The sequence below is a fragment of the Microbacterium sp. 22303 genome (assembly GCF_052045265.1).
Lineage (GTDB): Bacteria > Actinomycetota > Actinomycetes > Actinomycetales > Microbacteriaceae > Microbacterium.
Genome location: NZ_JBQEOQ010000003.1, coordinates 472059 through 491798 on the forward strand (window position 1 = coordinate 472059; position 19740 = coordinate 491798).

Sequence of the window (19740 nt, forward strand, 5' to 3'; positions counted from 1 at the left end):
GCCCGATACCATCCGGCGCCACGGCCTCCGGCTACGGGACGAGCGTGGGCTTGATCGCCAGCAACGTCTTGAATGTCGCTCGCGTCCGTTCGATGTGGGCACACATCCGCGCCTCCGCGATGTCCGCGTCTCGAGCCCGGATCGCGTCGAAGATGGCCTCATGCTGATCAGCGTCCTCATCCGGAGTGACGCCAAGATCGAGAATGTCGAGCGGAGTGAACAGCTCTCCACGGAGCTGGCGAACAGCCGCCGACAGCCTCGAGGAACGGGCCGCGGACGCGACCGCCGCGTGGAACCGGGAGTCGGCGACACGGAACTCTCCCTGCGTGCGGACCTTCCGTAATTCCTCGATAGTGGCGCGCATGAGTTCGAGGTCGTCGGCTGTCCTTCTCAGGGCCGCGAATCGTGTGGTGGCCATCTCGATTCCGATGCGGAAATCGAACAGTTCGTCCAGGGCAGCTGACTCGGCGATCATGCGCGTGCGCCATGCCTGCACCGGCTCGCTCAGGTCGGTGACGTAGGCCCCACCATATGGGCCGCGGCGGATCTCCACATATCCCTCGTCCTGCAGAATTCGCAGAGCCTCTCGGAGCGTCACGCGCGAGACGCCGAACTGGTCGGCGAGCTCTCGTTCAGAGGGGAACCGCTCGCCCGGCTGGAACTCCCCCATGTGGATGCGGGCGCGGAGCGCTGCGGCAAGACTGTCAGGAATCCGCGTGCTCGTCATATCCAGCTCCATGACTCAACGGTAGCCGATTGGAGTGCTCTCCATACCAATCTCGCGCATTGACGCCGGAGGGATGCCTCATTCCCGCGAGCAACATGTGCGATCGTCGCCCGACCAGGTCACGCACGGCCGATGCCGCTTCTCGCTGCACCATCAGCCGCGCGTGCCCGGAGGTCCTTGTCAACGCGTCATCGGGCCGCCTCCGCCTGAGCTTCACGTTCCTCTGTTGCGATCTCGCTCGACACCTCGCGCATGGATTCAGCGATCTGCGGGTTGGCCCTCATATATCGCGTGCCCTCGTGGACGCCCCAGTAGTAGAAGGCGATCGAGCCTCCCGCAACGATGATGGAGTCCCACGGCGCCGCGATGATGTGTATGCCGAAGCCGCCGAGGAAGCACGCCACATAGAGGAAGACGTAGAAGATGATCAGCCAGAGTCCGCCACGAAGATCCTGGCGGGAGTGCTTCTGCGCGAAGAAGGTGACGAAATACCAGAGGAAGCCGATGCCGAGAAGGGGAATCGTGGGAAGAATCGTCGCCCACGGAACCCAAGTGACCACCAGGCCGCCCGCAGCGAAAGTGATCGGGGCAAGAATGCCGACACCCCGTAGCCGAGTCGCCGAGGTAGTGACACCCGCGCGCCGGAAAACGCCGGCCGACACCGAGGCGACGCCGAATGTGAGCGCACCCAGAATTCCGATGATGCTGACGATGGCGTGCCAGCTCGGCAACGGGAGGAGGAATGCGAGTCCCACAAGGAAGTTCACGGCCAGAGCACGCCGAGGCACTCCCCACTTGTCGTCAATCTTCTGGAGCCATCGCGGCAGGAAGCCGTTCTTCGCGAGCGCGAACACGTTTCGCGCGTTCGAGCCGACACCGACCATCGCAGCCCCCGTCGGTGAGAGCCCGGCATCAGCGATGAGAATCCAATAGAGCCATTGAAGTCCGAGAGCAAGCGCGAGTTCCGCGAAGGGCGAGTTGAAGTTGATTCCGTGCCACCCTCCCGCGATATCGCTCTTCGGGGTGGCAACGATGAATGCGAGCTGAAGTCCGATGTACAGTGCGATGCTGAAGACAATGGTCGTGACCATCGCCCTCGGAATGTTACGTCTGGGATTCTTGACTTCGCCGGAGATCGTGATGATCACGGCGGCTCCGTTGAAGGAGAAAAGGATGCCCCCGGTGGCGATGATCGCCAGTGCCGCCGAAGCGCCGTAGGGGGCGAATCCGCCACCCGCCGAGAAGTTGCCGACGCCTCCAGCGCCGCCAGCTCCGGCGAATCCGCTGATGAAGAGTGCAATGATCGCCGTGGTCGGGATCAAGACCTTGATCGCGGTGACGAGGTTATTGCTCTCGGAGAAAAGCTTGACGCCGAAGTAATTCAGCAGCGTGAAGCCCGCGAGCAGGGCGGCCGCACAGAAGACACCCAAAGGTGTGAGCGAGCCACCGGCGAAGATCCCGGGAATGTATGAACTTGCGTACTGCATGACCGCGGCGGCTTCCAGTGACGGAGTCCCGATCACAGCGACGACGCCGCACCAGCCGATCACGCCAGCGGCAAACCGTCCATTCGAATAGAGCGGGTAGCGGCTGGTCCCGCCGGACTCAGGGTGCGTGATGCCCAGTTCGGCCGTCACCCAGGCGAGCGCCAGCATGATCGCTCCCCCGACCACCCACGCAATCAGGGACGCAGGGCCTGCCGCTTGCGCTGCGAACATCGCCGCGAACAGCCAGCCCGACCCGATGACGCTGCCGATGCCCATCGCCACCAGGGACCAATATCCGAGCTTTCGCTGTAAGCGACGATCGTCGACGGTGAGAGCGGCTGTCACTGTTGCCGGTTCTGCCATGATTCCTCCATTGGTTCATGATCCGGTGGACTAAGGTCTAGCTGCTAGACCATATACCAAACTTACCATGACCCGATTCTTTGTGTCGAGTGCCCCTCTCTTCTTTGTGCTCTTCTTTGCCTCGAGTGCCCGATTGACCTCAAGGCGGCGCGTTGCCACTGTGTACGCACCTGGCCTTGGCCTCTGCTCGACCGCGTCGGATATGATGGTCATACCGTCGATCAATCAGAACTGATCGAGATGAGTGCACAGAGGAGAATCTCGTGGATGAGATCGGTTTCGCAGTCAACGCCCGCTACCGCGTGCAGTCGGATCACCTCGAAGACGTCCTCGAACTGCTCAATACGTTCGCGAGCCTCAGTCGGCTTGAGCCGGGCAGCATCGACTACCAGTATTTCCAGAATCCGCAGGATCCGCAGGATCTGTTGATCCTTGAGCAATATCCGAGCGAGGCGGAGTTTCAAGCCCATTTGGATAGCGAGCACTTCCGCTCCATCGCACGCGATCAGATCATCCCGCGACTCGAGTCGCGAGTCGTAATGCGATACGTACCGCATGCGGACTGAGCATCGGACCGGTCCGCGATGCTCCGAACCAGTCCGATGCGCGTCATTCCGGTTGATCGCCCTCAGGCAACGCCGTCATTTCCATTGACCGGTGCGGCAAGCAGTTCCCGCAAGTTCGCGTCGACCTCATCGATGAAGCTCTTCTCAAATCCGTTCAAGCCGAAGTGGCCCGCGACGCTGTGAAGCACCCGCAGCTCACTGTTCGCGATGAGCGCCTGCTCCTTTGCACAGTCGGTCACGAGAAAGAACATGTCGTGATCGATGGGCATGACGAATGTCTTCGCCGTGATCCTGGCGAGTGCGGACCCCAGGTCGCCACCCGTGCCACGCGCAACGTCACCCCTTTGCCATTTCCACCCCATGGTGAGCAGCGCGTTGGGGTCCATCATCTGGAAGAGAGGGCGCACGAACCGGGCCTGAAAGTCGTCAAAGCTCACGAAGGGCGGCTCGCCTTCAGACATAGGCCCGTCTTCACGCCAGAATTCGGTGTTCCAGAACTCGGGCGAGAGCCCCATCACGGCCCAAATGTCTGCGTGCCGCGCAAGTCCGGAAGCCACGTCCAGATGGGTTTCGTACTCCCCCCCATTGAAACCTGGGTCACTGGTGATGGCGTCCATCAGCGTGTTCGTGAACAAGTGATCGTGGGCGGTGTTCTGCGCTGTGCCCGCGATGGGCGCTGCACGAAGCACCTTCTCAGGGAATCGGACCGCCCACTCCCACGTCTGCTGCGCCCCCATCGATCCGCCGACGACGAGTGCAAGCTGCTCGATGCCGTACACCTCTCGCAGTAGTTGCTCCTGCGCGCGAACGTCATCGCTGATGCGCACCTGCGGGAACTTCGACATCGCGATGGAGTCGTCGGTCGAGGTATGCGGGGATGTCGACAGGCCATTCCCGATCTGATTGACAATGATGATGAAGTACTTCTCGGGGTCGAGAGCACGGCCTGGCCCGATGTACAGAGAGTCCCAGGCCTGGTGCGTCCCGGAGAACCAGGTCGGTATCAGGATGGCGTTGCTCTTGTCGTCATTGAGGACTCCTCGAGTCGCGACGGCAAGCTGGAGATCCGGTATGACCGCGCCCTCCTCGAGTTCGAACCGGCCCAGGGAGTGCATGTCATACGCACCTTGGACCTCCGCGGTGTAGAAGGGGTTATGGAGCATCGTCGTCATCCGCCTTGCTTCGGGTCGTTTACATGAGTGCTGCCGCAGGTGGCTTTGCGCCGGCGCCCGCGTGCAGAGATCTTGACCGCCCGTGCGGAGCGGCCAAAGAGATGTCCGTCGACGGTTCAGTCCAGCGCGGTCAGTGCCCACGCAAGATGTTCGGCGAACGCCGCAGGGTTCTCCGCATGAGGGAAATGACCGAGGTCCGGCATCTCGTGATAGATCGCTCCTGGGATCATCTGGGAGAGCTCCTCGGTGGCCGCCGGTGGGACCGTGTAGTCGAAGGCACCAGACATGAGCACCATGGGTGGCGTCGACTCCGAGAACATCGGCGCTACGTTTCTGATGTCCCAGCATGTGGTGTAGTACACGATGTCACGTTCGTACACTCCGTATCCGCCTTGCGAGTACCCCCACCAGACCCGATCACGGTCACTCTTCGGGGAGTTCGGTGACATCAGCCCGTAGGTCCACTCGGGCACGAAGAGCGCCTGATTCACCTTCGAGTTTCGGAGCCATGCGTTATGACGGCTGCCCACTCGCGGACCGACCTGGCATCCGATCGCCGCCGCGATAGATGCCGGGTAACGCGCCGCAACTTCCACCACCGCGGCCCCCGCCATGGATGCCCCCACGAGCACCGGCGGCTCGTCGAGCTCCAGTGCGGCGATCACTGCGGCGATGCATCTGGCGTACGTCTCACTAGTGAGTTCGTAGTCGAGCACTTGTCTTCCGCGAGCAGGCGACGATCGTCCGTGCCACGGCAGGTCGAAGCTGATCAAACGCCGTCCCGGAAAGCGACTGCTCGCCAAGGAAAGCAGCCCGTGGAACTGCGTGCTGTCTGCGCCAGCCGTGTGCAAGAACACGATAGGACGACCACTGCCAGTCGATTCGACGTAGATGTCACACGTTCCCCAGCCGTCCACGTCGACGAGCAGATACCTTCCCTCGATACGAGAAAGGTCCGGAGGTGTCTGCTCGACTTCCACTCTGCCCGCAAGAATCTCGATCGTGCGGCGCACGAGGTGAAGATGCTGTGCGAAAGCAAGGTGGTCTCCCAACACCTCCCCGGCCCCACGCGGGGAGAGGTGGGCGAGGAGATGCTGGCTACCGGGCGCCGGCGCGTTCGCGAGGAGAGCGATCCAGGAATCCTCGTCCAAGACCACGGTGAACTCCGCTCCCGAGCCGCCGCGCGGCTTTCCATCCTGGACCCGGATCTGGACCAGCGTGGCGGTTGGCGTCGCGAGCGCAAAGATGGTGTCGGCGCCGAGCGCGAGCGAAGCGAACTCCTTGTCTGCCGCGAGGCGGGCGAGAAGGGAACTCCGATCGATGGTGAACGTCATATCGAACTCGGCGACTTCTTGGCCGACATCAGTCATCCGACTTGCCGCTGTGCGCATCGACGGTCGGTTCAAGCGGATCGACGCCCACGACATCCTGCCAGGCTTCAACTCCCCATTGAAACGCGACGACGCCGGCTTCCGGCAGTGCGATCTCGATGGCCTCGAGAATCTCCCGCGGCGTCAGCCCGAGATCAAGGGCCACCTGGATATGGCTGCGCAGCTGCGGCAGCGGAGCACGCATGACCGTCAGGCTGATGATGAAGAGCAGCTCCTTGGTCCGCCGATCCAGCGAACGCTGGTCGAGATACGCCGCACTCACGACATGGTTTGCCGCCTGCAGAACGGGGAAGTCTGCTGCGGCCATCACCTTGTGGTAATCGAGCACGTATCCGCGCTTCGTGGCCATGTCATCAATGTAGCTCTGCGCAACGTCGGTCATGGAACTTCTCCCTGATTGTGGTGTTGGTGTGCGGGTCGTGGTCAGCTCTGAGTAACCAGGGCGGGGTCTTCGTGGTCGCCGTCGGTGGCGAGGCCGATCAGGCTTTCCCGACGCTTTCGCCACAAGTAGATCGCGACGGTCGCCCCGATGAGATACCAGACCGCCACGATCGGACCAGCGAGGCTAAGTGGGAACGTGAGCGGTGCGATCCAACTGAACACCGGGATGGCCGCCCCTGCGAAGAACGCCGGAATGAGGAATGCCACTCCGGCCAGGGGGACGATGATGTGGAGGAAAACCCGGAAGTCCTTGCGCTTGAAGCGGAGGAAGTAGATCGGACAGGCGATCGCTGCGATCAGGTAGATCGGGAGGATGGCGATGGTGAGAACCTCGCCGAACATCACGTACCCCTCAACCGGGCCGAGGATGCCGGCGACCACGATCGTGAGCACGATCTCGATTGCGAACACCAGGAACACGGCGTGTGTCGGAGACTTGGAGCGGGGGTTCGTCCGCGCGAACACCGCGGGGATGGTGCGATGGTGTGCCATTGCCCAGACCAGGCGCGACGCCGCCATGCCACCACCCGTGGCGCACGCGAGGCACGAGTTCATGAGGGCGATCAGCACCGCGATCCATCCAACCCCCCAGAGCTTCTGGGAGATGGCCAGCCAGCCGTTGCCTCCCTGGAAGTTCAGGAAGTCGACCATCTTCTCCGGGCCGAAGAACACTGTGATCGCGTATGTCGTGAGAACGTAGAAGACGCCGACGAGGAGTGTTGCGCCGATGATCGCACGCGGGATGTTACGGCGCGGGTTCTTCGTCTCGGCGGCGAGTGGTCCCGCAGCCTCGAATCCGATGAAGGCGAGGAAGCCGTAGATGGAGCCCGCGACGACACCGGACATGCCGTGGAAGCCGCCGGCGTTCGCCTCAGCCGGTGTGAAGACCTGAAGCGTGTTGTTCGGTCCCGCCACGACGATGAGCACGATCGCCAGGATGACGAACACCGCGATCTCGAAGACGCCGAGGATGACGACGATCTTGGTACCGAACTTCACACCGAAGTAGTTCAAAGTGAAGGCGACTGCCATGCATACGGCGGTAGCGGCGATCCAGGTGACCGTGTATCCGGTTCCAGCCGCCTTCGGGAAGATGGTGCTCGCGATCAGGTTGCCGAACACGAGGCACAGGTATGGGCCTGCGCAGATGTAGACGAACGGGTAGACCCACGCCGTGACGAAGCCGATCCCGCTGTGGATCGCTTTGCCGACGTAGGATGCCAGGCCGCCGGCTGTGGCCATGTGCTTCGCGAGTTGCCCGATGGCAACAGCCACGAGTAGACACCCCACGAGAGCGATCAGCACGCCAAAGGGTAGCGAGCCTCCAGCGAATCCGCTGCCTGACGGGATCGCGTAGGCCGCTCCGGACGCTGGGCCCATCGCCGCGATCGAGACGAAGAGCACTTCGGTAAGCGTGACGTTTCCTTTCGCGAGGCGATCTACGCCGCTGCCCGCGTCGACTCCGCCCGTCATAGTGCTCACCTGCGCCTGAGCGCTCGGGTTGGTGACCATCTTTCCGCCTTTCGGATCGTGCCCCACCGTTGGGACATCGACATACGGTATTACCGTAAGCCATATTACGATAATATGGTCAAGAAGAGAAGAAGAAGTTTCATCTCATCGTCGACATGACGATCAACGGGCTGATCTCGGGGATGCCCACTGGCCATTCGACAAGGGGCCGTGACCACCAGCGCGACAAGAGCGCGAGCGCCGCCCTCAGTCGCCTTCGACCTCGCGGTCAGTGCGCGCGGCGCCGGCCGGGCCCAGCGCTCGCGCGGTCCAGCTCTCCCGGAAAGCGTCGATGATCGAAGCCATCTCTCGGCTCTGCGCACTTCGGCGCAGATTGTCCGCCGCCAGCTCGAGCAGTCGATTGGCTGCACAGCACAGGTCCGGGTCCGCCAGTCCGCGGGTCGCCGAGATGGCCCAATGATCTTCGAGACCTTCACAGATCTCCCTGGCGCGATCGCCGGCGACGTCGTCGTTCGTCAGCGCCGCCAGGACTGCCGTAGGAACCATCCACCCGTCGTCCGGAAGCGAATCGATGTATCGCACCTCGAAGAACCCGCGTGGACGCACGAAGGGGAAGAGCGTGGAGAGATGCAGTTCGAGGTCGGCCACAGTCGGTGCGGCCCTGTCCGGCACCACGCGGTCGCCGAATCGGATCCAGTCATGCAGGCTGGCGCCCCGCGGCGCACGCCAGTTGCCGTCCGGTCGTTGTACGAGCATGAGCGGCGCATCCATCGCCCACTGCGCGTACGAGTCACTGACCGAATGATGCGCCCGTGCGGACGGTACACCCGTGCGAGCAGGATCAAGGTGCATCCAGATCGCCATCCTCGACAGCGCACGATGGACAGGACGAATCGTCGAGTTCGCGAACGTCGCTGCGAGCGTCGGCCCGATGGCGTACAAGAGATCCCACCGGCCCGGAATCTGCTGGGGAGTCTCCCCCGCCTCGACATTGACCTGGACGGACGCCGTCGCACACATCATGCGCCGCCCGAACGGCTCCCAGGGGCGCCAGTACTCCTCCATCGCGACATAGCGCGGAGTGTCGAGTACGCGACGCAGGGGCCGAACCGCGTCGAACCCGACACCAACTAGCTCGATGCCGTGCGCGACTGCTCGCTCGCGCAACGGCACGAGGTCTGCCTTGACCGTCCCCACGAGCTCGGCGAGGGAGGCCGAGGGGGCGGAGCTCAGTTCGATCTGCCCTCCCGGTTCGAAGCTCACCCGCCCGCTGAGACCTTCTCCCAACAGCTCTATCGAGGGAAGGGCATCGGCGTATCGTGACGAGCGAGCATGCGCCGCCATGAACTCGATCTCCACCCCGATGCGACCCCGCGGACCAGGTGCGAAACACGCATGGAGATGTTCCTCTACTGCGGCCTCGGTCAGGCCGGTCGAATGATCCGGCACTGCCAGCTCGCGCGGCGCGATCAGCTGGCGAAGAGAGCCGCTTCGACGACCCGCGCCCCCGGGATCCGCGGCTTCCAACTCTACGCCAGGGACCTCCGGATCTCGCCCGTCGGATCCAGCCATGACGCGCATTTGAGCACGCCCGCCCTCATCGACGAGAGATCGGGGACCTTTCACGGTGAACTCCTTCGACCAGACCCTCGTGACCCAGAACCTCGCCTTAACGAAGTAAGGTACTACGGTACTACCGTCATTGCAACGCGGGAACCTTGACCACATATGAAACTGATTCAGTTTAAGATGGAACACGCACACTGCGCGAACGAAGGGAACGCACCAATGGCGAACAGCCAGAACCTCAAGACGATCTCCACCGCCGACCACGAGGCTGCGAAAGCCGCACTCGACGGTTACATCGAAGGGCTCGAAACGGGCAGCTTTACGCGCATCGCCGACTCCTTCTGGGAGAACGCGACGATGACCGGTGTCACTCCCGCTGGTTTCGTCGAAGGATCTTGGCGAGAGCTCGAGGGATATGTCGAGCAGTTCGGCGCTGCGCCCGAGCAGATCAGCCACGTCGATGTCGTCTCCATCACCCCCACCTCGGCTCTCATCCGCATTGACATCGAGAACCTTGCCGACGGGACGGACTGCACCGACTTCCACACCGTCGTCAAGAAGGACGGCGCATGGAAGGTCATCGCCAAGGTCTTCCACGTCCACGGCTGAACAACTCCGACCGCCATCGCACGCCATCGCGGCGGCGGTCCGAGACCGCTTGCCGAGTTCACATAACATGGCGAGGTGCCTTTGTACGACCTTCTCGACGATCCGTCCTTCCGGTACGGGGCGTACAAGCAAGCCACGCAACAGCGGAGCCGCGAGCGTCTCTCGCGCGTTCTGGACGTCACCAGGAACCTTCTGATCAACGAAGGACTTCAATCGGTGAACACCACCAGAGTCGCCGCCGAGGCCGGCGTGTCGGTCGGCTGGATGTACACCTTCTTCGAGAACCGCGAAACTCTGCTCGAAGAGATCCTCGTCGGCTGCCTGCGCGGCTTGGACCATGCGATGGCCGACGCAGGTCTCGACCTCTCCGATGAGCAATGGCGGACGCGAGCCGACGCAGGAACCGCCGCATGTATCGAGTACTTCGCGCACGACCACGCGTTTCGCGGGCTGTGGTTCGCTGAAGAATTCTCCGGCAGAATGCTGCAGGTCAACCGCATGCACGATGATCTGATGGCCGCCTGGCTCGCGTCGACGATGCCCCCGTTCCGCCCCGACGCACCACCCGTGGATCCCTTGACGGTCGCCGAGATCTTCGTCGGGATGCTCGACAAGGGGGTCGATCTCGCATTCCGACGCGACCCGAACAGGATCGACCCCGCCGTCGCGGCCGAAGTCCGCCGCTCGGCCGTGGCCTACCTGGACCAATACCTGCCGTAGCTGTATCAGCCATTCCGGACCGTGCCCCTCAGAACTTGATGCCGACGTACTTGGTCTCGAGGAACTCATCGAGACCTTCCGACCCGCCTTCTCGACCGAGACCCGAAGTCTTCACACCCCCGAAAGGTGCTGCCGGGTTGGACACGATCCCCTGATTGACTCCCACCATCCCCGACTCCAGCGCCTCCGCCACGCGCATCGCCCTGCTGAGGTCTCGAGTGTAGAAGTAGCTCACGAGTCCGTACTCGGTGTTGTTGGCCAACGCGATCGCATCCTGCTCATGACGGAAAGTGGTGATCGGAGCGACCGGTCCGAAGATCTCCGAGTGCATGATCGACGCATCTCGCGGGACGTCCGCGAGCACAGTCGGCGGGTAATAGTGACCGACGCCGCGTGGTCGCAGGCCACCGGCAGTGACCTTCGCCCCCTTCTCGACCGCGTCGGCGACCAGGAGGGCGACCTTTTTGACTGCTCGTTCGTCGACCAGCGGCCCCACGTCGACGCCTTCCTCCGTCCCGTCCCCGACTTTCAGGGCGCGCATGTGCGCAGCAAGACCGCGCCCGAACTCCTTGGCCACGGATTCGTGCACGATGAATCTGTTCGCCGCGGTGCAGGCCTCACCGTTGTGGCGCATCTTCGCCACCATCGCCCCGGCGATCGCGGCATCGACATCCGCGTCGTCGAAGACGATGAACGGCGCGTTGCCGCCGAGTTCCATCGACACCTTCAGTACCCGCTCAGCGGATTGCTGGATCAGTCGCCTCCCCACGTCGGTGGATCCGGTGAAGGTGAGTTTGCGCAGGCGATCGTCGCGGATGAGCAGCTCGCACACCTCCCCCGCGCGAGTGGTGGGAATGACATTCAAGACGCCGTCGGGCAAGCCCGCTTCCGCGAGCAGCGCCGCGAAGGCCAGCGCGGTCAGCGGCGTCTGGGCCGCCGGCTTCAGCACGATCGTGCACCCGGCCGCCAGTGCAGGAGCGATCTTGCGCGTGGCCATCGCGAGGGGAAGGTTCCACGGGGTGATGGCCAGTACCGGACCAACGGGTTGCTTCATCGTCATGAGACGACTGCCTCCCGAGGGGGCGACCGCGTACATGCCTCTGATGCGGACTGCCTCTTCTGCGAACCACCGCAGGAACTCCGCACCATAGGTCACTTCGGCGCGCGACTCGGCGAGCGGCTTGCCCATCTCGAGTGTCATCAGCAATGCGAAGTCGTCCGCTCGCTCCACGAGCATCTCGAAAGCCCGAGAGAGAATGGTGCTCCGCTCTCGCGGATCCGTCGCTGCCCACGATGGCGCCGCCGCGCATGCGGCGTCCAGAGCGGCGGTCCCGTCCTGGATCGAGGCATTCGCGACATGGGTCAGGGTCTGACCGTTCGCGGGATTCTCGACGGCGAAAGTGCCGGCGCTCCTGCGCCACTCACCTCCGATGAACAGTCCGGTGGGTACAGACGAGATCAGGTCGTGCGAGCGGTGTGCACTCATCATTGCGCGCTCCTTCGTGAGTGTGAACAGATGGGGGTGAGCCGGTGGCACCGCAAGTTAGTCGGCGGCGTGAACGGCGGGCAGATCGGAGACCCGTGACCGGCCGAGCTCGCGCAGAATCGCGTCCGTATGCTCCCCCACCTCGGGAATCGCGTCCATCCGAGGTTCCTTCCCAGGAAAGACAATCACCGGAAGGGTCGCAAGGAGTGGACCCACCGGCGAGTCCACGCGCCTCTGCCGACCCCGCCCGACGATCTGGGGATGGTCGATGACCTCGGCCACCTCACGCCGACGGCCGCACGCGATGTGCGCTGCATCCAACCTCGCCTGCAACTGCGCAGCCGACAGGTCGCGCAGGGCCTCTTCGATCAGCGCGTCGAGTTGGCCCCGATTGGCCACACGGGAGGAACCGTCGACGAACCGCGGGTCGCGGGACATCAACGCACGCCCCAAAACCTCTTCGCAGAAGTTCACCCATTCGCGATCGTTCTGCACCGCGAGAACGAACTCGACGCCGTCCCCACTGCGGTACGTGCCATATGGCGCGATCGCTGCATGGTTGATTCCGGACCGAGCGGGGGCGACACCGCCGTACTGCGTGTAATAGAGCGGATAGCCCATCCACTCGACGAGCGAATCGAAGAGACTGATATCCAACTGTGCGCCCTCGCCGGTTCGCTCACGTTGGTAGAGCGCGGACAGGATACCGGCGAAAGCGTACATCCCGGCACCGATGTCGGCGGTTGGAATCCCTGTCTTAGCGGGCTCGTCCGGCGATCCCGTGACGGAGACCAGGCCCGTCTCGGACTGAATGAGCAGGTCGTAGGCCTTGGCCTCACGGTAGGGGCCCGACGTGCCATACCCGCTGATCGAGCAGGTGATCAGCCCGGGGAACTGTTCTCTCAGTTCGGCCGGCCCGAGACCGAGACGCTCGATCGCGCCAGGCGCCAGATTCTGCACGAAGACATCCGCCCGCTCGACGAGTGCCAGCAGGAGATCGCGATCGTTCGGGTCTTTGAGATCGAGCGCAATGGATTCCTTCGACCTGTTCAGCCAAACGAAATGACTCGACATGCCCTTCACCGTCGAGTCGTACGCGCGGGCGAAGTCGCCCGCTCCCGGCCGCTCCACCTTGATCACCCTGGCGCCCAGGTCGGCCAGTTGGCGAGTCGCGAACGGCGCAGCGACCGCCTGTTCGCAAGAGACGACGGTGATGCCCTCAAGTGGAAGGTGGGAACCGATCGGCATCAGATGCTCCTGCCGCCGTCGATAGGGAGAACCGTGCCCGTGACGAACCTGCTCGCGTCGGAGGCGAAGTAGCAGATCGCCTCGGCGACATCGCCGGGCTCCGCGAGGCGCCCCAGCGGAATGGATTCGATGAACCGCTCACGCGCACCCTCGGGGTTGTCCGGGCCCAGGAAGTGCGGCAGCATCGCCGTGTCCGTCGCGACAGGCGCGACGGCATTGACACGAATCTGATCCGACGCGAGCTCGAGCGCGAGCGTGCGGGCGAGGTGGTTGGCAGCCGCCTTGCTGGATGCATATGCGGCGAAGCCCGGACGAGTGCGTTCACCCATGATCGACCCCGTCACGACGATCGAGCCGCCACCGCCCGTCCGCATGGCTCCGACCGCCGAGCGGACGCAGAGCCAGACGCCTTGCACGTTGACCCGGAAGATCTGCGCGAACTCGTCAGGGTCGATCTGCTCGAAAGGCCGCGGAAACCGCGCCATTCCGGCGTTGCATGCGAGCACGTCGAGGCGACCGAACTCGCTCACTGCGGCGGCCACCATCGCGTCCGTGTCAGCCACCTGCGTGACATCGGCTCGCACGCCGACGGCAGATCCTCCGCGCTCCCTGATCGCGTGTGCGACCCGCTCGGCTCCTTCAGCGTTCAGGTCGGCGACCACGACGTGCGCGCCCCGCTCGGCGAGCATTTCGACGGCAGCGCGCCCGATCCCGCTCGCGCCGCCGGTGACAACGGCGACCTTGCCGTCAAGTGTGATCGCCATGACCATTCCTCCACGCTGAACTCGTAACATATATGACTTTTAGAATCATACATGAAAACGGATTTCTCGTATAGAGTTGATCCAGCGCCACCGACAGCTAGGAGTCCATTCATGCGCGAATACGACGTATCGGATCTCGCACGAGTCGTTCGCGACCTCTGCATCTCGGCGAACGTGGAGATTCGAGAGGATCATCTCGCCGCATTGGCTCGCGGGCTCAACATGGAGAAGTCACCGATAGGTTGCCGCGTGCTGCAGGGACTGATCGACAGCGCCGAGATCGCCAAGACAGAGAGACTGCCTTTCTGTCAAGACACCGGCTATGCCGTGGTCTTCTTGCACGTCGGACAGGAGGTGCACTTCGTCGGTGGCGACCTGGTCGCAGCCGTCAACGAAGGCGTGGCGAACGGATACCGCGACGGCTACCTTCGCGCGTCGATCGTGAAGAGCCCGATCGACCGGCGCAACACCGGCGACAACACTCCCGCCATGATCTACAGCCACGTCGTCCCGGGTGAGGACATCCTGGTGACGGTTCTTATCAAGGGCGCCGGCTGCGACAACATGAGCGCGATCCGCATGCTCACTCCCGCGCAAGGCGTGGCGGCGATGAAGGAGTTCGTCGTCGACACGATCAAGATCGCCGGGCCGAGCGCGAGCCTTCCTGTCACGATTGGCATCGGGATGGGCGGAACATTCGATAAGGCCGCGTATCTGGCCAAATGGGCGCTCACCCGCGAATCCCGGCTGCCCAATGCCGATCCCGAGATCGCCGCGTTGGAGCGCGAGATCGAGGACGCCGTCAATGCGACGGGTATCGGCGCGGCGGGCTTCGGCGGTACTGTGACCACCGTCGCCGTGCACATCGAATCCATGCCGACCCACATCGCAGCCTTTCCTGTGGCCATCAACATCGACTGCCACTCGCACCGTGTTCGTCAGGTGACGCTCTGATGTCCGCGACGACGAACGGGGAAGAACCCCGTCGACTGAACATTCCGCTCTCAGACGAAGTGCTCCGTTCACTGACCTCGGGTGACTCCGTGCTGCTCAGCGGCACGATCTACACCGCACGGGATGCCGCGCACGAGCGGTTCGCATCCGCGATCGAACGCGGCGAACCGCTCCCGTTCGATCCCCAGGGCCAGGTCCTGTATTTCGTCGGGCCCACGCCGGCGCCCCCTGGGAAGCCCATCGGCGCTGCCGGCCCGACGACCGCTTCGAGAATGGACCCGTATTCGCCTCTCCTCATCGAACGGGGTCTGTCCGCGATGATCGGGAAGGGCCGCCGGTCGGCACCTGTACGAGAGAGCATGCAACAGCACGGATGCGTGTACTTCGGCGCCGTCGAAGGCCACGCGGCCATGCTCGCCCAGTGCATCACCGCCGCCGATGTCATCGCCTACGAAGACCTCGGCGCCGAAGCCGTGTTCCGCCTCGAAGTCGTCGATTTCCCCGCGATCGTCGTCAATGATCTGCACGGCGGTGATCAATACGAGAGCGGCCCCGCACAATGGCGCCGCGACATCTCCTGACGCGCATGGCGCAAGGAGAAGGACTCGTCGGCAACGTGCCGACGAGTCCTTCTCCTTTGTGTTTCAGATACCGTACTGGTGGAACAGCTTGGCCTGAACCTTCCAGACTCCGTCCTGCTTGAGGAGCATGTGGAAGTCGGTGTAGTCGGTACCGTCTGCGGCGCCTTCCATGTCGATGCGGACGACGGCGGCGCTGGGGGTGATGGCCAGCACGTCGAGGTGGGTGACGCTTGCAGGGGCGGCCCCGAACTGCTCGACGTAGGGGTCGAGGTTCTTGTAGGAGCCCGCGAGCAGGCCGTCGGCGGTGAAGCCGTGCATGGTCGCGTCGTCCCAGAACGAGTCGGTGATGCGCGAGAAGCTGCCGTTCTCGAGTCCCTCGAGGTAGCCGGCCAGTGCCGCCTTGACCGCGACGAAGTCGGCGGTGGGGATCGTCTTGATGTTCTGACTGGTCGTTTGCGTGGTCATGCTCTTTATCTCCAATGTGGTGGGTGGTACAGGTCTTATGCGGGAATTCCGCGCTCGAACACCTCGGCGCCCGGGATGGCCGGAACCCACGGCTGGGCTGAGCGATGCCACAGGTCCAGAGTCGGGTTCAGCCACGACGTGTCATTCAGCGTGCCGGCCTTGATGAACGCGAGACCGGGCATCGCATCGATGCGGCTGACGATCGGCGAACCGCAGTTGCCGCAGAACGACCGGTTGGTGTTGCTCTGGTGGTCCTCGCCGACGGTGATGAACGTCTTGACCGAATCCCCGCTGATCACGAGGTCGGCATCGTCGACACCCACGACGAGTGACACGCCGGCGCCGGTCTGGCGCTGGCAGTTCGTGCAGTGGCACACTGCAGTGAACTTCGGCTCAGTATCTGCCGCGTAGGTCACGTTGCCGCAGAGGCACTGTCCTTCGAGCTTCATTGTTGTCTCCTCAATTCCGTTGCAGGCCTGTTACTTCTTGAACATCAGGGTCTGGACGTTCGTGAACTCGCCGAGTCCTTCGACGCCGTTCTCGACGCCGATGCCGGACTGCTTGTGTCCGCCGAAGGGCAGGCTCACGCCATGGATGTGGATCTCGTTCACCCAGACGGTTCCTGTGTCCAGGCGACGGGCGACCGATTCGGCCTCGTCGGCCGGACCCCATACCGATCCGCCGAGGCCGGCGGGTGTGTCATTGGCTCGCCGCACGACCTCGTCGATCGAGTCGTACTTGAGGATCGGGAGCACCGGGCCGAACGGCTCCTCGCGGACGATCCTGCTGCTGTCCGGTGGGTTGTCCACGATCGTGACCGGGACGAAGTTGCCCGCGCGACCCTCGTCGATCGTTCCGCCGAGCGCGACGGAGTAGCCGTGCGTGCGAATGTCCTCGAACATGTCCAGCAGCTTCGCGTACTGCATCGTGTTCTGCACCGGACCGAGTTCGGAGGCCGGATCCATGCCGTCGCCGACGACGCGGTCCTTGGCGTACGCCACGAAGTCCTGCAGGAAGCCGTCGTACTTGCTGGAGTGGATGTACAGGCGCTTGATGGCGACGCACCACTGGGACGAGTTGCCGAACGCCGCCCAGAACAGCTTCTCCACCAATTCCTTGTGGTCTGCGCCGGGCAGGACGATCGCCGCATCGTTGCCGCCGAGTTCGAGCGTGATGCGCTTGAGGTTGGACGCGCACGCTTCCATGACCTTCTTGCCCGTCGCGGTCGAGCCGGTGAAGCTGATCTTCGAGATTCCCGGGTGCAGCGTCATCGCCTTGCCCAGTTCGTTCCCCCCGGAGACGACGTTGAGCACACCCGCCGGGAGGATCGCCTGGGCGATCTCCCCGAACTTGAGGGCGGTGAGCGGGGTGAAGGGCGACGGCTTGAGGACCATGGTGTTGCCTGTCATCAGGCACGGCGCGATCTTCCAGAGGCCGAGCAGAACGGGGTAGTTCCACGGGGCGATCCCGCCGACGACCCCCAGCGGAGTGCGGCGCACCTCCACCGTGTGCTCGTCGTTGTCTTCGACGATGACGGCGGGGAGACGACGCTTCGCCACCTCGGCGACCCATGTGATGGCCAGACCTACTTCGAACTTGGCCTGAGTCTCGAAGGGCTTGCCCTGTTCGAGCGTGAGGAGCCGCGCGAGATCGTCCTTCTGCGCTTCCAGCGCCTCTGAGAAGCGCGTCAGATACGCACCTCGCTCATCCCACGACAGTGCAGACCACGCGGGGAAGGCCTGGCGCGCTGCCGTGACGGCGTCGTCCAGCCGAGCGGTACCTTCGGGCGCATGCGCGATGACCTCGCCCGTGGCGGGGTTGTACACCTCGAAGTTCTCCTCGCTCGTGACGAGCGCACCGTCGATGGACAGCGCGTAGGAGTTGAAGAAGTCCACACCGGTTCCCGGTCGGACGGGGCTAGCAATGCTCACGACATGTCTCCTTTGACGTTGGCGGAAGATGTTCCATGATCTGAATCCTATTCAGTTTCAACTTCACGTCAAGAGTTTATGCATGATCCACAGAATCATCGATACTCTTGAACCATGCGACTCGACAGTAATCAGAGCAGCCTTGGAAGCATCGGGCTGGTACGCAGCGGGGTCACGGCGCTGTTCGTCCCCGGCAACCACCCTGAACGCTTTCGAAAGGCGGCTGGCTCCGGCGCGGACATCGTCATCATCGACCTCGAGGACGCGGTGGGCGATGCCGACAAAGACGCTGCACGACTCTGCCTCACCGAATACATCGCGTCGGAAGGACCGTCACAGACGGCGGCTCGCATCGTCGCACGGGTCAATCCTTCGCACAGTCTCTTCCACGGGCCGGATATCGACGCGCTGCGTGCTCCCGCGGCGCGAGAGCTCATCGACGCCGTCATGGTTCCGAAAGCCGAGGATCCTAGCCTTCTCGAGAACCTTGCTCGAGACCTGCCGGGTACACCACTCATTGCGCTCATCGAGTCGGCGATCGGCATGGAGAACGCCGTGGCATTGGGAAGGGCGACCGCAGTCGTCCGTCTCGCCTTCGGCGCCGTCGACTTCGCAGAGGATGTGGGGGCGACCCAAGGGTCGTTGACCGTCGAGTCCACTCGGGCTCGCCTCGTTCTCGCCTCGCGCATCGCAGGGTGTGCCGCGCCACTTGACTCCCCCGCTCTGGACATCAGAGATACAGCTGCCGTCGATCAGGAAGCCCGGCGTGCGCACGGCCTGGGATATGGCGGCAAGATGTGCATCCACCCTTCGCAAGTCGATGTCGTCCGCCGGGCATTCTCACCGACCAACAACGAGGTCGCCTGGGCGCGCCAGATCGTCGAGGTCGCGGGGCCGGGGGCCGTCCAAGTCGACGGGTACATGGTTGACCCGCCGGTGATCGCGCGTGCGCAACGCATTCTGTCAGCGCTTTCGGCCGACGCGTCATCCGGCATCTGATCCCCGATGGAGATAGTCTGGCCAAGATAATGCATGATCGAGCAGAATCTCCCGAGTTCTCGCCGGCGTGATCGGAGAAGCGTGCCAGAGCCGCAACTGATGAAGCGCGATGTCATCGTGCATGAGCTTCGTGCCCGCATACTCTCAGGGGATCTGCCCCGCGGATCGCGCATGCGTCAGGACGAGCTGGCGCGCAAATTCGATGCCAGCATCACACCCGTGCGTGAGGCTCTACGCCTCCTCGAGGCGGAGGGACTGCTCGAGTCGGAGCCGCATCGTGGGGTGCGCGTCGCCGCGGTCGACCTCGAGAAGGTGAAGGCGATCTATGTGGTGCGCCGCCTGACAGAGGCGTATGCGATGCGGCGCGCGGTGAGCCGCTTGTCGCCGCGTGACATCGCGCAGGCTCATACGCTACTGGATCGCATGGAACAGCTGAGGCTCGCCGGCAACCTTGAGGGCTTCCGACGCGACAACAAGGCATTCCACTTCTTGTTCTACGACCGCAGCGGGCTTCCCGCGCTCAGCGATCAGATCGAAGCCATGTGGCAATCCTTTCCCTGGGATCTCATGCTGACGACAGAGGAGCGCACCGCTCAATCGCACAGTGAACATCTGGCCATCCTCGCGGCGGTCGAGGCGCAGGATGCGGACGCCGCCGCACGGGAGTGCGAAACGCACATCATGCACACCTATCAGTCGATCGCACAGAACCTCGCCGGCAACGACGAGGCCGTCGCCGATCCGTTCGACTTGAATACAGACTGACCCCGGCCGCACTCCGTCGGAAGCTGCTC

20 protein-coding genes are annotated in these 19740 nt (G+C 63.5%); 7 read left to right on the forward strand and 13 right to left on the reverse strand.

Going from position 1 to position 19740, the window contains the following annotated elements:
• Nucleotides 1–31 precede the first annotated feature (31 nt).
• Nucleotides 32–739, reverse strand: coding sequence for a FadR/GntR family transcriptional regulator (locus ACTJI8_RS11680; protein WP_440733605.1), 708 nt, complete (start codon nt 737–739; stop codon nt 32–34).
• A gap of 176 nt (nt 740–915) precedes the next feature.
• The gene (locus ACTJI8_RS11685; protein ID WP_440733606.1) at nt 916–2577 is read right to left on the reverse strand and encodes an APC family permease; all 1662 of its coding nucleotides are present in this window, start codon (nt 2575–2577) and stop codon (nt 916–918) included.
• A gap of 263 nt (nt 2578–2840) precedes the next feature.
• On the opposite strand from ACTJI8_RS11685, the gene ACTJI8_RS11690 reads away from it, so the two are divergent.
• Nucleotides 2841–3143, forward strand: coding sequence for a putative quinol monooxygenase (locus ACTJI8_RS11690; RefSeq protein ID WP_440733607.1), 303 nt, complete (start codon nt 2841–2843; stop codon nt 3141–3143).
• A gap of 62 nt (nt 3144–3205) precedes the next feature.
• Here ACTJI8_RS11690 and ACTJI8_RS11695 read toward each other — a convergent pair whose 3' ends face one another.
• From ACTJI8_RS11695 to ACTJI8_RS11715, 5 genes are all read right to left on the reverse strand, one after another.
• Nucleotides 3206–4315, reverse strand: a complete 1110-nt coding sequence (locus ACTJI8_RS11695; protein ID WP_440733608.1) for an alpha/beta fold hydrolase — start codon at nt 4313–4315, stop codon at nt 3206–3208.
• A 116-nt stretch (nt 4316–4431) separates the two neighbouring features.
• On the reverse strand, nt 4432–5685 hold the full coding sequence (locus ACTJI8_RS11700) for an alpha/beta fold hydrolase (protein WP_440733609.1): 1254 nt from the start codon (nt 5683–5685) through the stop codon (nt 4432–4434).
• Nucleotides 5678–6088 carry a carboxymuconolactone decarboxylase family protein gene (locus tag ACTJI8_RS11705; RefSeq protein ID WP_440733610.1) on the reverse strand — a complete coding sequence of 137 codons (411 nt, stop codon included), beginning with the start codon at nt 6086–6088 and terminating at the stop codon, nt 5678–5680. Before ACTJI8_RS11705 ends, ACTJI8_RS11700 begins: the two co-directional genes overlap by 8 nt.
• A 41-nt stretch (nt 6089–6129) precedes the next feature.
• Nucleotides 6130–7659, reverse strand: coding sequence for an APC family permease (locus ACTJI8_RS11710; RefSeq protein WP_440733611.1), 1530 nt, complete (start codon nt 7657–7659; stop codon nt 6130–6132).
• Between the two features lie 207 nt (nt 7660–7866).
• Nucleotides 7867–9147 (reverse strand): glutamate-cysteine ligase family protein, encoded by a 1281-nt coding sequence (locus ACTJI8_RS11715; protein ID WP_440733612.1) that lies wholly within the window; start codon nt 9145–9147, stop codon nt 7867–7869.
• Between the two features lie 201 nt (nt 9148–9348).
• Between ACTJI8_RS11715 and ACTJI8_RS11720 the strand changes: the two genes are divergently transcribed.
• Both ACTJI8_RS11720 and ACTJI8_RS11725 read left to right on the forward strand, forming a co-directional pair.
• Nucleotides 9349–9798: a nuclear transport factor 2 family protein gene (locus tag ACTJI8_RS11720; RefSeq protein ID WP_440733613.1), complete on the forward strand. Its 450-nt coding sequence runs from the start codon at nt 9349–9351 to the stop codon at nt 9796–9798.
• A gap of 75 nt (nt 9799–9873) precedes the next feature.
• The gene (locus ACTJI8_RS11725) at nt 9874–10518 is read left to right on the forward strand and encodes a TetR/AcrR family transcriptional regulator (RefSeq protein ID WP_440733614.1); all 645 of its coding nucleotides are present in this window, start codon (nt 9874–9876) and stop codon (nt 10516–10518) included.
• A gap of 28 nt (nt 10519–10546) precedes the next feature.
• Here the strand turns inward: ACTJI8_RS11725 and ACTJI8_RS11730 are convergent, their stop codons facing one another.
• Genes ACTJI8_RS11730 through ACTJI8_RS11740 form a run of 3 tightly spaced genes read right to left on the reverse strand, consistent with a single transcriptional unit; the run spans nt 10547 to nt 14016 of the window.
• Nucleotides 10547–12004, reverse strand: coding sequence for an NAD-dependent succinate-semialdehyde dehydrogenase (locus ACTJI8_RS11730; protein ID WP_440733652.1), 1458 nt, complete (start codon nt 12002–12004; stop codon nt 10547–10549).
• A 57-nt stretch (nt 12005–12061) separates the two neighbouring features.
• Nucleotides 12062–13252 carry a CaiB/BaiF CoA transferase family protein gene (locus ACTJI8_RS11735; RefSeq protein WP_440733615.1) on the reverse strand — a complete coding sequence of 397 codons (1191 nt, stop codon included), beginning with the start codon at nt 13250–13252 and terminating at the stop codon, nt 12062–12064.
• The gene (locus tag ACTJI8_RS11740) at nt 13252–14016 is read right to left on the reverse strand and encodes an SDR family oxidoreductase (RefSeq protein ID WP_440733616.1); all 765 of its coding nucleotides are present in this window, start codon (nt 14014–14016) and stop codon (nt 13252–13254) included. The genes ACTJI8_RS11735 and ACTJI8_RS11740 overlap by 1 nt, the downstream gene beginning before the upstream one ends.
• 111 nt (nt 14017–14127) lie before the next feature.
• On the opposite strand from ACTJI8_RS11740, the gene ACTJI8_RS11745 reads away from it, so the two are divergent.
• Entirely contained in the window at nt 14128–14970 is an 843-nt protein-coding gene (locus ACTJI8_RS11745) for a fumarate hydratase (RefSeq protein WP_440733617.1), read from the forward strand.
• Nucleotides 14970–15551: a FumA C-terminus/TtdB family hydratase beta subunit gene (locus ACTJI8_RS11750; RefSeq protein WP_440733618.1), complete on the forward strand. Its 582-nt coding sequence runs from the start codon at nt 14970–14972 to the stop codon at nt 15549–15551. The genes ACTJI8_RS11745 and ACTJI8_RS11750 overlap by 1 nt, the downstream gene beginning before the upstream one ends.
• 63 nt (nt 15552–15614) lie before the next feature.
• Here the strand turns inward: ACTJI8_RS11750 and ACTJI8_RS11755 are convergent, their stop codons facing one another.
• From ACTJI8_RS11755 to ACTJI8_RS11765, 3 genes are read right to left on the reverse strand one after another with little or no spacing between them, the layout of a single operon-like run.
• Nucleotides 15615–16016 (reverse strand): nuclear transport factor 2 family protein, encoded by a 402-nt coding sequence (locus tag ACTJI8_RS11755; RefSeq protein WP_440733619.1) that lies wholly within the window; start codon nt 16014–16016, stop codon nt 15615–15617.
• Nucleotides 16017–16051: 35 nt separating this feature from the next.
• Nucleotides 16052–16465, reverse strand: a complete 414-nt coding sequence (locus ACTJI8_RS11760; RefSeq protein ID WP_440733620.1) for a GFA family protein — start codon at nt 16463–16465, stop codon at nt 16052–16054.
• Between the two features lie 30 nt (nt 16466–16495).
• On the reverse strand, nt 16496–17947 hold the full coding sequence (locus ACTJI8_RS11765) for an aldehyde dehydrogenase family protein (RefSeq protein WP_440733621.1): 1452 nt from the start codon (nt 17945–17947) through the stop codon (nt 16496–16498).
• A gap of 114 nt (nt 17948–18061) precedes the next feature.
• On the opposite strand from ACTJI8_RS11765, the gene ACTJI8_RS11770 reads away from it, so the two are divergent.
• Both ACTJI8_RS11770 and ACTJI8_RS11775 read left to right on the forward strand, forming a co-directional pair.
• Nucleotides 18062–18946 (forward strand): HpcH/HpaI aldolase/citrate lyase family protein, encoded by an 885-nt coding sequence (locus ACTJI8_RS11770; protein WP_440733622.1) that lies wholly within the window; start codon nt 18062–18064, stop codon nt 18944–18946.
• Nucleotides 18947–18979: 33 nt separating this feature from the next.
• Nucleotides 18980–19711 (forward strand): GntR family transcriptional regulator, encoded by a 732-nt coding sequence (locus tag ACTJI8_RS11775; RefSeq protein WP_440733623.1) that lies wholly within the window; start codon nt 18980–18982, stop codon nt 19709–19711.
• Nucleotides 19712–19740 lie beyond the last annotated feature (29 nt).

Coding starts and splice junctions, on each gene's coding strand:
- ACTJI8_RS11680 (WP_440733605.1), bottom strand. CDS start 739: ATGGAGCTGGATATGACGAGCACGCGGATTCCTGACAGTCTTGCCGCA.
- ACTJI8_RS11685 (WP_440733606.1), bottom strand. CDS start 2,577: ATGGCAGAACCGGCAACAGTGACAGCCGCTCTCACCGTCGACGATCGT.
- ACTJI8_RS11695 (WP_440733608.1), bottom strand. CDS start 4,315: ATGACGACGATGCTCCATAACCCCTTCTACACCGCGGAGGTCCAAGGT.
- ACTJI8_RS11700 (WP_440733609.1), bottom strand. CDS start 5,685: ATGACTGATGTCGGCCAAGAAGTCGCCGAGTTCGATATGACGTTCACC.
- ACTJI8_RS11705 (WP_440733610.1), bottom strand. CDS start 6,088: ATGACCGACGTTGCGCAGAGCTACATTGATGACATGGCCACGAAGCGC.
- ACTJI8_RS11710 (WP_440733611.1), bottom strand. CDS start 7,659: ATGGTCACCAACCCGAGCGCTCAGGCGCAGGTGAGCACTATGACGGGC.
- ACTJI8_RS11720 (WP_440733613.1), top strand. CDS start 9,349: ATGAAACTGATTCAGTTTAAGATGGAACACGCACACTGCGCGAACGAA.
- ACTJI8_RS11730 (WP_440733652.1), bottom strand. CDS start 12,004: ATGAGTGCACACCGCTCGCACGACCTGATCTCGTCTGTACCCACCGGA.
- ACTJI8_RS11735 (WP_440733615.1), bottom strand. CDS start 13,252: ATGCCGATCGGTTCCCACCTTCCACTTGAGGGCATCACCGTCGTCTCT.
- ACTJI8_RS11740 (WP_440733616.1), bottom strand. CDS start 14,016: ATGGCGATCACACTTGACGGCAAGGTCGCCGTTGTCACCGGCGGCGCG.
- ACTJI8_RS11745 (WP_440733617.1), top strand. CDS start 14,128: ATGCGCGAATACGACGTATCGGATCTCGCACGAGTCGTTCGCGACCTC.
- ACTJI8_RS11750 (WP_440733618.1), top strand. CDS start 14,970: ATGTCCGCGACGACGAACGGGGAAGAACCCCGTCGACTGAACATTCCG.
- ACTJI8_RS11755 (WP_440733619.1), bottom strand. CDS start 16,016: ATGACCACGCAAACGACCAGTCAGAACATCAAGACGATCCCCACCGCC.
- ACTJI8_RS11760 (WP_440733620.1), bottom strand. CDS start 16,465: ATGAAGCTCGAAGGACAGTGCCTCTGCGGCAACGTGACCTACGCGGCA.
- ACTJI8_RS11770 (WP_440733622.1), top strand. CDS start 18,062: ATGCGACTCGACAGTAATCAGAGCAGCCTTGGAAGCATCGGGCTGGTA.
- ACTJI8_RS11775 (WP_440733623.1), top strand. CDS start 18,980: ATGATCGAGCAGAATCTCCCGAGTTCTCGCCGGCGTGATCGGAGAAGC.